This window comes from Aeromicrobium sp., from assembly GCF_014378035.1.
Taxonomy (GTDB): domain Bacteria; phylum Actinomycetota; class Actinomycetes; order Propionibacteriales; family Nocardioidaceae; genus Aeromicrobium.
The window spans coordinates 1-12,675 of record NZ_JACMOM010000119.1; the positions used below are offsets into that span (position 1 = coordinate 1).

16 protein-coding genes are annotated in these 12,675 nt (G+C 68.7%); 4 read left to right on the top strand and 12 right to left on the bottom strand.

What is annotated here, in order from left to right; all coding sequences use genetic code 11:
• On the top strand, window positions 1–647 hold a 647-nt coding region (locus H7290_RS05845), incomplete at its 5' end, for an aminotransferase class I/II-fold pyridoxal phosphate-dependent enzyme (RefSeq protein ID WP_290513076.1).
• Complete coding sequence (gene bioD / locus H7290_RS05850; protein ID WP_290513077.1) at window positions 644–1,351, top strand: dethiobiotin synthase; 708 nt, start codon at window positions 644–646, stop codon at window positions 1,349–1,351. The genes H7290_RS05845 and bioD, both read left to right, overlap by 4 nt.
• On the opposite strand, the gene H7290_RS05855 is transcribed toward bioD, so the two are convergent.
• The 5 genes from H7290_RS05855 to trpC form a co-directional block, all read right to left on the bottom strand.
• Window positions 1,312–2,046 (bottom strand): VIT1/CCC1 transporter family protein, encoded by a 735-nt coding sequence (locus H7290_RS05855; RefSeq protein WP_290513078.1) that lies wholly within the window; start codon window positions 2,044–2,046, stop codon window positions 1,312–1,314. The two genes, bioD and H7290_RS05855, sit on opposite strands and share 40 nt — an antisense overlap.
• A 141-nt stretch (window positions 2,047–2,187) precedes the next feature.
• Window positions 2,188–3,033, bottom strand: a complete 846-nt coding sequence (gene lgt, locus H7290_RS05860) for a prolipoprotein diacylglyceryl transferase (RefSeq protein ID WP_290513079.1) — start codon at window positions 3,031–3,033, stop codon at window positions 2,188–2,190.
• A gap of 6 nt (window positions 3,034–3,039) precedes the next feature.
• Entirely contained in the window at window positions 3,040–3,837 is a 798-nt protein-coding gene (trpA, locus tag H7290_RS05865) for a tryptophan synthase subunit alpha (protein WP_290513080.1), read from the bottom strand.
• The gene (gene trpB / locus H7290_RS05870; protein ID WP_290513081.1) at window positions 3,834–5,060 is read right to left on the bottom strand and encodes a tryptophan synthase subunit beta; all 1,227 of its coding nucleotides are present in this window, start codon (window positions 5,058–5,060) and stop codon (window positions 3,834–3,836) included. The genes trpA and trpB overlap by 4 nt, the downstream gene beginning before the upstream one ends.
• A gap of 68 nt (window positions 5,061–5,128) precedes the next feature.
• Window positions 5,129–5,935 carry an indole-3-glycerol phosphate synthase TrpC gene (gene trpC, locus H7290_RS05875; protein WP_290513094.1) on the bottom strand — a complete coding sequence of 269 codons (807 nt, stop codon included), beginning with the start codon at window positions 5,933–5,935 and terminating at the stop codon, window positions 5,129–5,131.
• A 253-nt stretch (window positions 5,936–6,188) separates the two neighbouring features.
• On the opposite strand from trpC, the gene H7290_RS05880 reads away from it, so the two are divergent.
• A complete protein-coding gene (locus H7290_RS05880) occupies window positions 6,189–6,455 on the top strand; it encodes a DUF4190 domain-containing protein (protein ID WP_290513082.1) in 267 nt (88 codons plus the stop codon).
• A complete protein-coding gene (locus H7290_RS05885) occupies window positions 6,452–6,751 on the top strand; it encodes a DUF4190 domain-containing protein (RefSeq protein WP_290513083.1) in 300 nt (99 codons plus the stop codon). Before H7290_RS05880 ends, H7290_RS05885 begins: the two co-directional genes overlap by 4 nt.
• 29 nt (window positions 6,752–6,780) lie before the next feature.
• Here H7290_RS05885 and H7290_RS05890 read toward each other — a convergent pair whose 3' ends face one another.
• The 7 genes from H7290_RS05890 to H7290_RS05920 form a co-directional block, all read right to left on the bottom strand.
• Window positions 6,781–7,206, bottom strand: coding sequence for a DUF2752 domain-containing protein (locus H7290_RS05890; RefSeq protein WP_290513084.1), 426 nt, complete (start codon window positions 7,204–7,206; stop codon window positions 6,781–6,783).
• Between the two features lie 10 nt (window positions 7,207–7,216).
• Entirely contained in the window at window positions 7,217–7,855 is a 639-nt protein-coding gene (locus tag H7290_RS05895) for an RDD family protein (protein WP_290513085.1), read from the bottom strand.
• A gap of 29 nt (window positions 7,856–7,884) precedes the next feature.
• Window positions 7,885–8,139, bottom strand: a complete 255-nt coding sequence (locus H7290_RS05900) for an HGxxPAAW family protein (protein WP_290513086.1) — start codon at window positions 8,137–8,139, stop codon at window positions 7,885–7,887.
• 34 nt (window positions 8,140–8,173) lie between these two features.
• The gene (locus H7290_RS05905) at window positions 8,174–8,746 is read right to left on the bottom strand and encodes a Trp biosynthesis-associated membrane protein (protein WP_290513087.1); all 573 of its coding nucleotides are present in this window, start codon (window positions 8,744–8,746) and stop codon (window positions 8,174–8,176) included.
• Window positions 8,743–9,090 (bottom strand): phosphoribosyl-AMP cyclohydrolase, encoded by a 348-nt coding sequence (gene hisI, locus H7290_RS05910; RefSeq protein ID WP_290513089.1) that lies wholly within the window; start codon window positions 9,088–9,090, stop codon window positions 8,743–8,745. The genes H7290_RS05905 and hisI overlap by 4 nt, the downstream gene beginning before the upstream one ends.
• A gap of 14 nt (window positions 9,091–9,104) precedes the next feature.
• Window positions 9,105–10,916, bottom strand: a complete 1,812-nt coding sequence (locus tag H7290_RS05915; RefSeq protein WP_290513091.1) for an ABC transporter ATP-binding protein — start codon at window positions 10,914–10,916, stop codon at window positions 9,105–9,107.
• On the bottom strand, window positions 10,913–12,675 hold a 1,763-nt coding region (locus H7290_RS05920), incomplete at its 5' end, for an ABC transporter ATP-binding protein (RefSeq protein WP_290513093.1). The genes H7290_RS05920 and H7290_RS05915, both read right to left, overlap by 4 nt.

Here is a 12,675-nt window from a genome sequence, read left to right on the forward strand (position 1 = left end):
CCGAGTCGCGGGCCATGGTGCTGGTCGAGTCGATCTACTCGGTCCTCGGGGATGCGGCATCGCTGGTACGACTTGCCGACGTCTGCGAGCGCGAGGACGCGACCCTCGTCGTCGACGAGGCGCACGGCATCGGGGTGGCCGGTCGAGGCCGCGGGCTCGTCCACGGGCTCGGCCTCGCGGGGCTTGCCCACGTCATCGTCACCATGACGCTCTCGAAGGCGCTCGGCAGCCAGGGGGGCGCGGTGCTCGGCAGCCGGGCCGTGGTCGACCACATCGTCAATCGCGCGCGGCCGTTCATCTTCGACACAGGTCTTGCACCAGCGGCCACCGCGGCAGCGCTCGAGGCGCTGCGGGTCATGGCGGGCGACCCGACGCTGGTCGAACGGGTGAACGTCGTTGCCCGCACCCTGTCCGAGGCGGTCGGCATCCCGACCCCGGCCGGCGCGGTGATGTCCGTGGCGATGGCCGGACCGCTCGAGGCACTGGCCGCTCAGGCCGCCTGCGCAGACCAAGGCGTACGGGTCGGGGCGTTCCGACCTCCGTCCGTGCCTGACGGGGTCAGCCGACTCCGCCTCACGGCCTCGGCCGGGGTCGACGACGACCAGCTGGACCACGCGGTGCGGGTGCTGCGCTCGGTGATGTCATGACACTGCCCGGCGCGCGCTATGTCGTGGTGACCGGCACCGACACCTCCGTCGGCAAGACCATCGTCACCGCGGCGCTCGCGGTCGCCCGCGCGGCAGACGGACGCCGGGTCGCGGTGGTCAAACCCCTGCAGACCGGGGTCGGGCAGGACGAGCCCGGTGACGTCGACGTCGTGGCTGCGCTGAGCCGAAACACCGACCTGCACGAGCTCGTACGTCTGAGACTCCCGCTCGCTCCCGAATCGGCGGCTCGAGCCGAGGGCCGTGCTCTCCCGACGGTCGACGAGCACGTCGACCGAATCCGGGAGCTCGATGCCGATGTCGTGATCGTCGAGGGAGCCGGTGGCCTGCTGGTGAGGCTCGACCTTGCGGGAGGCACGATCCGCGACCTCGCCCTCCGGCTCGGGGCGGACGTCTTCGTGGTGGCTCGTGAAGGGCTTGGCACGCTCAACCACGTCGCGCTCACGCTCGAAGCGCTCGCCGGGCTCGGCCTGCAGACGTACCTGGTCCTGGGTTCGTGTTCCAGCGAGCCGGGGCTCGCCGAGACGACGAACCGGTCAGACCTGCCCAGGCTCACGGGCCTGCCGCTCGCAGGAGCGCTGCCCGAAGGCGCCGGCGCGTTGTCGGCAACGGAGTTCTGTGCCTCGGCGCCGGGGTGGTTCGCCGCTCAGCCGAGCGGCGCTCCGACTGCCCCGCCGATCAGATAGGTCAGACCCGCCGCGGCACCCCCGAGCAGCAGCTGGCGGGTGCCGCCGAACCACCAGGAGCTCGCGGTAATGCGTGTGACGACCGCTCCGCACGCGAACAACCCGATCAGGGAGAGCACGATCGCGGGCCACGGTGAGTCGATACCGAACAGGTACGGGAGCACCGGGATCAGAGCGCCGATCGCAAAGGCCACGAACGACGACCCAGCCGCCAGCAGTGGAGATGCCAGGTCGTCGGGGTCGACCCCGAACTCCTCGCGAGCATGCACCCGGACGGCATTCTCGGGGTCGCGGTGGATCTGCTCTGCCATCTCGCGGGCAAGCTCCTCAGACACACCCTTCGCGATGAACATCGCTGCGAGCTCGGCAGATTCAGCGCTTCCGTTGTGGAGGATCTCGTAGCGTTCGATCTCGACCTGCGCGAGGGCGAACTCGGTCTGGCTGGCCACCGAGGTGTACTCGCCCGCCGCCATGGAGAACGATCCGGCGGCGAGGCCCGCGAGCCCGGCGAGCACGACGGGCTTGGAGCTCGAGCTGCCGCCCACGACACCCATGATCAGCGCGAAGTTGGAGACCAGCCCGTCCATGGCGCCGAAGACCGCGGGGCGCAACCACCCACCCGTGACGTCGGGGTGCTCGTGGTCGATCGCCCCGGGATCAGGCAGCGGCTCAATGCTCTCGAGGGCGTTGTCCATGCGGCAAATAATACGGGTTTCGCCTTGATTCGGCACCGTAGGTCAGGCTGTCCTGCCACCCCGACGACAGGGTTCTGGTGGCTGGGCTCGACGCAACCCCACGGTCGCCTCGGTCAGCTCGCCGGGCGCGGGCGCCGTGGCCTAGGCCGCAGAGTTGGGCTCGTCTGCGTCCGCCTCAGCGGCGGCCGCGACACGCGATCGTCTGCGGGTCGCGACGAAGTAGATCGCGGCCAGCGTGAAGACGATGACGGACGTCCAGACGTTGAGCCGGAACGGCCCGATGTCGTTGGCGGGGTCGATGCGCAGCTGCTCGATCCAGAAGCGGCCGGCGGTGTAGAGCATCGCGTAGAGCGCAAACGCTCGCCCGCCCGTGAGCCTGACCCTGCGGTCGATGGCGATGATCACACCCGCCGCTGCAAGGTTCCACAACAGCTCGTAGAGAAATGTCGGGTGAAACGTGGCGAACTGGGTGTAGCCGTCGGGCCGGTTGGACAGGTCGATCTCCAGACCCCAGGGCCGGGTGGTTGGTTTGCCGAAGAGCTCTTGGTTGAAGTAGTTGCCGATGCGACCGATGGCCTGGGCGACGAGAAGTCCGGGCGCGAGGGCGTCGGCAACCGACGAGAACGAGACGCCGTAGCGCCGGCAGGCGATGTAGGCGCCGAGGGCGCCACCGGCGACCGCACCCCAGATGCCGAGCCCGCCCTGCCAGACCTTGAGCACGTCGATGACGTGGCGGCCGGGCTCGAAGTACAGCTCGGGGTCGGTGGCGACGTGGTAGAGGCGGGCGCCGACGATGCCGAACGGTATGGCCCAGATGGCCACGTCGCCGATCAGGCCCTCACGGCCACCGCGGGCCTGGTACCGGCGCTCGCCGATCCAGATCGCAACGACCGCCCCGATGATGATGCCGAACGCGTAAGCCCTGAGAGGCACCGGGCCGAGGTGCCACACACCGTTCGACGGGCTGGGGATGAACGTCGCGAACATCGCTGCTCAGCTCCTCTCGACGCCGGCGCGCAGCTCGCGTGCCAACGACCGGATGGCCTCGAGCCCGGCGGACTCGTCCGGGGCATCCAGCAGACAGCGTACGAGGGCGGACCCGACGATGACGGCATCAGCGAACTCCGCCACCTCGTGAGCCTGCGCGCCGTTGCTGACGCCGAGCCCGACGCCAATCGGTTTGTCGGTCACCTTGCGGAGGCGGGCGACCAGCTCGGGGGCGAGGCTGCTGCTCTGCTCGCGTTGTCCGGTCACACCCATGACGGCCGTCGCGTAGACGAACCCGCTTGATGCCTCGGCCGTCATGGCGAGGCGCTCATCGGTCGACGAGGGTGCGACCAGGAAGATCCGGTCCAGCTCGTTCTGGTCGGACGCAGACATCCACTCCTGAGCCTCGTCGGGGATGAGGTCAGGGGTGATGAGTCCCGAGCCACCAGCGGCAGCCAGATCGGCGGCAAAGTTGTTGACGCCCTTGCGATCGACGAGGTTCCAGTAGGTCATCACCACGGTCGGGGCGCCTGCCGCCACACTGGCCCGCACGACGTCGAAGACCTCCGAGGAGCGAAATCCCGCCGCGAGCGCCTGGTCGGCGGCTGCCTGGATCGTTGGGCCGTCCATGACGGGGTCGCTGTACGGGAGACCCACCTCCACGAGATCGACCCCACCCTCGATCATCGCCTCGATCGCCGCGATCGACGACGCTGTGGTGGGGAAGCCAGCCGGCAGGTAACCGACAAGAGCGGCCCTACCCTCCGCCCTGGTACGGGCGAAGAGCTCGTCGATCGCGCTCATTCCTCGACGCCCTGCTCGAGCACGACGGGCTCGTCGATGAGCCCGAAGTACTCCGCAGCGGTGTGCACGTCCTTGTCGCCGCGCCCTGACAAGTTGATCAGGATGGTTGAGTCGGGGCCCAGCTCCTTGGCCAGCACGAGAGCACCGGCCAAGGCGTGCGCCGACTCGATGGCGGGGATGATGCCCTCGGTCTTGCAGAGCAGGTCGAAGGCAGACATCGCCTCGGCGTCGGTGGCAGGTACGTAGGACGCCCGTCCGATGTCGGCGAGGTAGGAGTGCTCCGGTCCGACGCCGGGATAGTCGAGCCCAGCGGAGATCGAGTGGGAGTCGACAGTCTGTCCGTCCTCGTCCTGCAGCAGGAAGGACCGGGCACCGTGCAGGACCCCGACCTCTCCCCCGGTGATCGTTGCCGCGTGCCGCCCGGTCTCGACGCCGTCGCCGCCTGCCTCGATACCGACCAACCTGACATCAGGGTCACCGATGAACGCCGTGAACAGCCCGATGGCGTTGGACCCACCTCCGACGCACGCCACGGCCGCGTCGGGGAGGGAGCCGGTGAGCTCGAGGCACTGGGCGCGTGCCTCGTCGCCGATCGCCCGGGTGAGGTCGCGGACCATGCCCGGGAACGGGTGCGGGCCAGCGGCGGTGCCGAACAGGTAAGACGTCGTGTCGACGCTGGCAACCCAGTCGCGGAGCGCCTCATTGATGGCGTCCTTGAGGGTGCGGGTGCCGCTCGTGACGGACACGACGTCGGCGCCGAGCATCTTCATGCGCGCGACGTTGAGCGACTGCCGCCGGGTGTCGACCTCGCCCATGTAGACCACACACTCGAGGTCGAGGTAGGCGCAGGCCGTCGCAGCAGCGACGCCGTGCTGGCCTGCGCCGGTCTCAGCGATGGCTCTCGGCTTGCCGATGCGCTTCGCGAGCAGGGCTTGACCGAGCACGTTGCGGATCTTGTGAGCGCCGGTGTGGTTGAGGTCTTCCCGCTTCAGCAGGATGCGGGCGCCGGCTGCCTCGGAGAAGCGGTGCGCTTCGTAGAGGGGGCTGGGCACGTTGGCGTACTCGCGCAGCATCCGGTCGAGCTCGGCGACGAACACCGGGTCGGCCTTCGCCTGGATCCAGGCGTGATCGAGCTCATCGAGCGGCGCAATGAGCGCCTCGGGCATGAACCGACCGCCGAAGCGTCCAAAGTGGCCGGTCGTGTCGGGCTGGGCATACGTCATGGCTGTGTCGTTTCTGGGTCGTTGCTGGGAAACACATGGGGAGGACAGCGGTCGGGCGGGGCTGACCCTTACCAGCGGTGCTGCAGGGCAGGATGCGTGCCCGCCGCGACCAGGTCGGCAACGCTTGCGCGCGGATCGTCGCCCCGGACAAGCGTCTCACCCACGAGCACGACGTGCGCGCCACGCTTGGCGTAGTCGATGACATCGCGTGGTCCGCGGACGCCAGACTCAGCAACTTTGACGACGGAGTCGGGGATGAGCGGCGAGAGCCGTTCGAAGGTGCTTCGATCGACCTCGAGAGTTCTGAGGTTGCGCGCGTTGACGCCGATCAGGTCAGCACCCGCGTCGACGGCACGAGCAACCTCGTTCTCGTCGTGAACCTCCACGAGCGGCGTGAGGCCGATCGACCGGGCCCTCTCGATGAGGCTCTCGAGCGCCATCTGCTCGAGCGCCGCCACGATCAGCAGCGCCATGTCGGCGCCGGCTGCCCGGGCCTCCCACAGCTGATAGGACGACGTGATGAAGTCCTTGCGGAGCACCGGCACATCAACGCTGGCACGTACGGCCCTCAGATCTGCCAGGGTGCCGCCGAAACGGCGCTCCTCGGTGAGCACGCTGATCGCCGCAGCGCCACCTGAGGCGTAGTCGGCGGCGAGGGCGGCCGGATCCTTGATGACGGCGAGGGCACCCTTGCTCGGGCTGGCCCTCTTGACCTCGGCGATGACCGACACGCCATCGCCGCGGAAAGCGGGCATGGGGTCAAGCGCGGGATGCTGTCGCGACGCCTGCATCTTCAGATCGTCGAGTGAGATGGCCTTCATGCGCTGCCGGAGGTCGTCGGCCGCACCCGCGAGGATGTCGTCAAGCACGGACATGTCGGCCCCCTCTTTGCGATCGTTGGTCTTCTTCAAGAGTAGACCTGCGACGACAGTTGCACCGCAGGGGTTCCCCGAGGCATCACCGTCCGTATGCTCTCCCCATGACGACGAGCGATCCGCCACCCGTGCCTGACAAACCACAGGCACCCACAGGCGACCTGCCGAGCTACGGCCCGTGCCGCCGCCGGCCGGCGGTTACCCACCGCCGCCAACAGGTGGTTACCCACCCCCGCCAGGTGGCGGTGGCGGAATGCCGCCCGCTCCTGGCGGCTACGGCGCAGCGCCACAGCAGAACAAGAAGGCGCTGTGGTCGATGATCCTGGGCATCGTCGGACTTCTCTGCTGCGGGATCCTCGCGGGTATCCCAGCTCTGGTGTTGTCCAACCAGGCCAAGAAAGAAATTCAGGCGTCCAACGGTCAGTCGACTGGCAGTGGCATGGCAACGGCGGGGCTCGTCCTCGGGATCCTGTCGATCGTCTCGACGGTCATCAGCGTCATCTACTACACCAGCACGTGACCCCGGAGCCTGTGCCGCCGGACGACGACGGCACAGGTCGGCCCACCAACCGCAAGGCCACCTACAGCCTGCTGTTCGGCATCGCCGCCTTTGCCTGTGTGTCCGTCTTCACCTTCGGAGGGTTCGCGCTCGGAATTCCGGCGATCACGACGGGCATCCACGCCCGCCGTGAGATCGCCCTGTCCCGGGGAGCAGAGGGTGGCGACAACATCGCCGGCATCGGCCTCATCGTCGGAGGCGCCGCCATCGTGGTCGCGATCATCACGTTCGGCATCGACGCGCTGCCGAGTCGCTGACGAGTCGGGTAGACCGCGGGGTTCCGGGCCTACGGTGCCAGCCAAGCGCCCCACGGGGTGTTGCGCAGGACGCCGAACAGGACCATCACGATGACGACCACCACCCCGGTCGTCGGTGTGAGCACGATCATCCGGCCGCGGCGGCCACGCATGCGGCGCGCCACCCACAGCACCCAGGCCACCGCGAGGACGCCGACGAGCGCCACCGCGAGGACGTTGCTGCTGACGGCTCCCACGACGTCGCCCCGGGTCAGGTCGTTCACCGCCCGCAGGCCGCCGCATCCCGGACAGGGCTTGCCCGTGAGCACGAGGAACGGGCAGTAGCCGTACGAACCCGAGCCGTGCGGGTCATGAAGGTGCAGCAGAGTGAAGGCACCGAGGCCGACCATGCCGACGAGCACCGGATCCCGGAGCGACGCCGCACTCCGGGCGCCGACCTCCGTCGTGGTGCTCATGCCTTGGTGCTCACTTGGTCGTGACGACCGATCCGGCGACCATGTCGTGCCAGGTCTGATTCTTCCCGTCCCACAGCGGCCACAAGTAGTCGAGGAAGCAGATGCCGCCGAGGATCGACGCCATGGGCCACCGCAGGAAGCCCGTTCCAGCGCCAAGGAACTGGCCTGTGTCGGCCCTGACGACCTGGATGCCCACGACGCTCTTGCCGAGCGACTGCCCCTTGCGCCCCTGCCGGAACACGGAGTTCCAGATCGTGAAGACGAACACGAGGAGGTAGCTGAGCCCCATGAGAACGACGCCGACGCCGTTGTCCCCGCCGGAGATCTCGCTGGTGACCGGGTCCACCTCGGCGTCCTTGAACGCGATGATCGCGCCGGCGACGAGGGGGATGACGGCGATGGCGATGCCGATGAGCAGGTCGATCACGGTCGCGCCGACTCGGGACCACCAGCTTGCGTAAGGGGTGGCGGGGCCGGTCGGGTAGCCCTGGAAATAGCCCGGGGGGCTCTGACCGTAGCCCTGCGGAGCCTGCCCGTATCCCGGGGGCGGCTGGTAACCAGGAGGCGGGGGCGGCGGCTGGTTGGCGGCAGGCGGCGTCAGGGGCTGTTCAGGCCCGGGATAACTGGGGTACTGCGGCTGGTCGCTCACTGGTTGCCTTCGATCGGTGCTGCCGGGGCTCAGCTCCCGCTGGTGAGCGGACGGTTCTCATCGACGTTCTGAGGCGCGATGTCGGGGTGGTCGCCGGCTCGCTCGGTGCCGAAGCCCAGTGCCGACATGACCCGCCCGACCAAGATGGCCGACCCGGCGATGACACAGCCCACGGTGAAGAGGATCCAGTGCGGCTCCGGAATCAGCGCGGCACCACCGATGGTGATGCCCAGGAGGGCGAGCAGGACCGCGGTCCAGGCTGCTGGCGATGATCCGTGCGACATGACTTCTCCTTGAGATGGCCGACTGCTCCTCAGCCTACTGGGTCGGATCGTGACCCTCGTCGAGCGCCTTCCACATGTCGGCGTCTGTCGTGGTTGCGGAACGGTCGGGCCGCGGGCCGCGTTCGTAGCGTGTGCTCATGGTCGGCCAGAGCGGTCCGAACCGTGTGGTGACCGCACCGAGCACCGCGGAGAGCACGAAGCCCACCACCGCCACGTACTTCCAGGCCGACACGTCGAAAGTGCGGTGAGCGCCACCGGTGAAGGCGGGCGACGCCTCGACGGCCCGCTTCACGGCGTCGTCGAGGGCCGACGAGCTGAGGACCACCACCAGCACACCGGCGATCGAGACCAGCACCGTGAAGACCCCGATCACCCGCCTCGCACGAAGCGGCGACGCGAGGACCGCCAGCGCGGCGGTCACCACGACCACGGCAAGGGCAGCCACGAGCGGCTGCGCGTCGGTGCCGGTGACCTTGACCGAGTCGCTCGGCAGCCCGTCGGTCGCGACCTTGACCTGTGCCCAGGTGCGTCCGGCGGCGAAGAACGACAGGACCCCCGCAGCCAGCGTGCCGAGGACGACCGGCGCGTAGAGGCGGCGTGGGTTCACAGCAGCCGGTCCGCGTCGAAGCAGGTGGTGTCGCCGGTGTGACAGGCCGGACCAGTCTGGTCGACCAGCAGCAGGAGCGTGTCGCCGTCGCAGTCGAGTCGCACCTCGCGGACCGCCTGAGTGTTGCCGGACGTCTCGCCCTTCACCCAGTAGGCCTGCCGGCTGCGGCTCCAGAAGGTGCCCCGACCGGTGGTCAGGGTGCGGTGCAAGGCTTCGTCGTCCATCCAGCCGACCATGAGCACGTCACGGCTCCCGGCATCCTGGACGACTGCGGGGACGAGGCCGTCAGCATCGCGCTTGAGACGTGATGCGACGGCCGGATCGAGGGAGCTCACGTGGTCCATTGTCTCAGGCTCCTTCAGGAATGGTCGACGGCGACGTGATGCGCCGACAGCGACGCCTGTGCGACCCAGCTGGCGTGCAGCCGTGCGTAGACACCGTTGTCGAGTGCCACGAGCTGGGCGTGCGTGCCGTCCTCGACCAGGCGACCGGCCTCGAACACCAGGACTCGGTCGGCATTCTCTGCCGTTGACAAGCGGTGCGCGATCGTCACGCTCGACCGGCCCTCGAGCAGACGATCGAGCGCGCGGGTGGCACGCAGCTCGGTCTGCGGGTCGACGGCGCTGGTGGCCTCGTCGAGCACGATGAGCTCGGGATCAGCGAGGGCTGACCGGAGCAGCGCCACGAGCTGTCGCTCCCCCGCCGAGAGCGACTCACCGCGCTGACCGACCTGCGAGTCGAGGCCGTGCGGGAGGGTTGCGAACCAGTCGGTGAGACCCAGGTCGCGGATGACGCTGTCGAGCTCGGCGTCGGTGGCCTCCTGCTTTCCGTAGAGGAGGTTGGCGCGCAGCGTGGCGTCGAACAGGAAGCCCTCCTGCGGAACCATCAGGACGTGTCGGCGCAGCTCGTCGAACGACACCGCACTGATGTCGGTGTCGCCGAGCCGGACCACGCCGACGGTGGGGTCCATGAGCCGGGTCAGGAGCTTGGCGAAGGTGGTCTTGCCCGAGCCGGTCTCACCGACGACGGCGACACGCTGGCGGGGTGCGATCTCGACTGTGATGTCCTTGAGCACGTCTGGTCCGTCAGGGTAGGCAAAGGTGACGCCTTCGAAGCGCGCGCTCAGCGTTCCGCCCGGGAGAGGAACGCCGGCCGCACCGGGGTCGACGACATCGGCCGGGGTGTCGAGCAGCTCGATGACACGGCGCCACGAGGCGATGGCGTTCTGGGCGTCGGTGATCACCTGCGTCGCTGTCTGCACGGGCCCGACGAACAGCCCGACGAGGAAGGCGAACGCGATGACGGTGCCCATCGAGAGGCCACCCGCCACGCCGATCACGACGCCGAACAGGATCACCCCGCCGTTGGCGAGGCCGCCGGCAACACCCGCGGAGGCGAAGGTCACGGCGACGAGCTTCTGCGCCTTCACGTTGGCGTCGAGGTTGCCCTTGATGCCGTCGTCGACCCGCGCCTGGGTGCGGCCCTCGATGGCGTAGGCCCGCACGACCGAGGCGCCGACGACCGGCTCCGCGATGACGGCAAGCATCTCGCCGACGGTGCGCCGCACGGTGTCGTAGGCACGGCTCAGCCTCTCGGCGAAGAACCTCAGGCTGATCGCCAGCGGCAGGAAGCACACCAGCACCACGATCGTGAGCTGCCACGAGTAGTAAGCCATGATCAACGTCGCGACGACTATCTGCCCGGCACTGACCACGATCTGGATGCCGGTGAACTGCAGGAACTGAGAGACTTGGTCGATGTCGGACGTCACCCGCGAGACCAGCACGCCACGACGTTCGGAGTTCTGCGTGAGCATCGAGAGGTCATGGACGTGCCGGAAGGCGTCGACCCGCATCTGGGCCAGGCCGGTCTCGCTCGCGACGAAGAGTCGGATGCGCATCCAGTAGCCGATGCCACTGGTGATGACGATGAGCACGCTGGCGATGGCGAGGAAGCCACCAATGTCGCCGACGCGAGTGTCTCCGCCGGAACCGAGGCCCGAGTCGACGGTGCGCTGGATGAGGATCGGGATGACGGACCCGCCCACCGTGCTGAGGATGGCGAGGGCGATCGTCAGCCCGAGGCCCTTCTTGATCGCCGGTGAGAGCGACAGCCCACGGCGGATGATCGCGGTGCCGGTCAGGCGTCCCTGCTCGTCGGTGGCGCTCACGACTCCATCTCCCGCGCCTGGTCGTAGGCGTTCACGAGGTCGCGGTAGTCGGTCGAACGCTCCACCAGCTCGGCGTGCGTCCCGCGATCGGCGATCGCACCGTCGTCGAGGAAGACCACCTCGTCGGCGAGGGCGATGGTTGCCTTGCGGTAGGCGACCACCAGGACCGTCGGACCGTCGTCGTCGGCGGTGTGCGCCGCCAGCGCCTTGAGGATGCGCTGCTCGACCTCGGGGTCGACGGCGCTCGTGGCGTCGGCCATCACGAGGGGGCGCGGACGGCGGACGAGGGCACGTGCGAGGGAGAGCCGCTGCCGCTGGCCGCCCGAGAGCGTCGTGCCACGCTCACCGAGCTGGGAGTCGAGGCCGCGGGGCAGGTTCGCGACGAAACCATCGGCCTGCACCGTGCGCAGCGCCGCCCACACATCCTCGTCGGCGAAGTCACCGCCGAGCGTGACGTTCTCGCGCACGCTGTCGTCGAACAGGAAGGTGCCCTGTGGCACGACGGCGATGGCCTTGGCGGGCTCTTCGTGGGTGAGCTCGCGGATGTCGGTGCCGTCGACGGTGATCGTTCCCCTCTGCGGATCGACCAGCCGTGTGAGCAACGACGTGAGGGTGCTCTTGCCGCTTCCCGTCGACCCCACGACGGCGACGACCCGGCCCGGCTCGACCGCGAGGCCGATGCCCCGCAGCACGTCACGGTCGGCATCATCGAACCGGAATGAGACGTCGTGCACCCCGAGCGCCACCGGGCCGGAGCCTGCCAGCGACTGCGGGCCGTAGTGCATCGAGCCGCGCTCGTCGAGCACGGACTCCACGCGCTCCCAGCTCACGACACTGCGCGGGAGCTCGCCCAGGACCCAACCGATGGCGCGGACCGGGAAGGCCACCACGGTGAAGAGGTAGGCCACCGAGACGACGTCACCGGGATCGGCCGCGCCACTGGCCACGCGTCCGACGCCGAGCACGATGACCATCAGGATGCCGATGTTGGGCAGTGCCTCCAGCAGCGGGTCGAACATGCTGCGGATGCGTCCGACGGCGATGTTGGCGTCGCGGAGCTCGTGCGACACCGCACGGAAACGGTCGGTCTCGTCGGTCTCGCGGCCGAGGGACTTGACGACGAGAGCGCCGTCGAACGACTCGTGAGCGACGGCACTGACCGAGCCACGCAACGACTGGGCGCGGGCCACCTTCGGGGAGAGCCAACGCTGGTAGAAGACGTTGATGACGAACAGCGCGGGGAACACGACGAGTCCCACCAGCGTCAGCACGAGATCGGCCCGGACCATCTCGAAGATCGCCGCCAGCAGCATCGTGATGACGCCTATCGCCATGGGCAGTGGCATGAACACCGACCACGCGCCCTCGACATCGGCGTTGGCGTTGGAGAGCAGCTGTCCCGTGGGGTGCTTGTGGTGCCACGACATGGGGAGAGCCAGGTACTGCCGGGTGACCTTGCGACGGTAGTCGGCGACGAGCCGGTAGTAGACGATGCCGCCGATGAGCCGGCGACCTACGATGCCGAGGGCCCGCAGGACGGCCACGCCCATGAACAAGGCGATCGCACCGATCAGCGCTCCCTCGGTGACGTCACCACGGGCGAATGACGGCCGGATGACGTGATCAGTGGCCCAGCCCAGCACGCGGGCGTCTGCCACGGTCATGAACCCGAAGAGAACGCTGCCGACCACCGACACCCAGAACAGGAACCGTTGCTCGCCGATGCCGCGTCCGAGCAGCGTGAAGCCACGCCGGGTCA

Excerpts from the sequence above, each read along its gene's own strand:
- H7290_RS05880 (WP_290513082.1), top strand. The coding sequence starts at position 6,189 with ATGCCGCCCGCTCCTGGCGGCTACGGCGCAGCGCCACAGCAGAACAAG.
- trpA (WP_290513080.1), bottom strand. The coding sequence starts at position 3,837 with ATGAGCGCGATCGACGAGCTCTTCGCCCGTACCAGGGCGGAGGGTAGG.
- hisI (WP_290513089.1), bottom strand. The coding sequence starts at position 9,090 with ATGGACCACGTGAGCTCCCTCGATCCGGCCGTCGCATCACGTCTCAAG.
- H7290_RS05890 (WP_290513084.1), bottom strand. The coding sequence starts at position 7,206 with ATGAGCACCACGACGGAGGTCGGCGCCCGGAGTGCGGCGTCGCTCCGG.
- lgt (WP_290513079.1), bottom strand. The coding sequence starts at position 3,033 with ATGTTCGCGACGTTCATCCCCAGCCCGTCGAACGGTGTGTGGCACCTC.
- H7290_RS05900 (WP_290513086.1), bottom strand. The coding sequence starts at position 8,139 with ATGTCGCACGGATCATCGCCAGCAGCCTGGACCGCGGTCCTGCTCGCC.
- bioD (WP_290513077.1), top strand. The coding sequence starts at position 644 with ATGACACTGCCCGGCGCGCGCTATGTCGTGGTGACCGGCACCGACACC.
- trpB (WP_290513081.1), bottom strand. The coding sequence starts at position 5,060 with ATGACGTATGCCCAGCCCGACACGACCGGCCACTTTGGACGCTTCGGC.
- trpC (WP_290513094.1), bottom strand. The coding sequence starts at position 5,935 with ATGTCCGTGCTTGACGACATCCTCGCGGGTGCGGCCGACGACCTCCGG.
- H7290_RS05855 (WP_290513078.1), bottom strand. The coding sequence starts at position 2,046 with ATGGACAACGCCCTCGAGAGCATTGAGCCGCTGCCTGATCCCGGGGCG.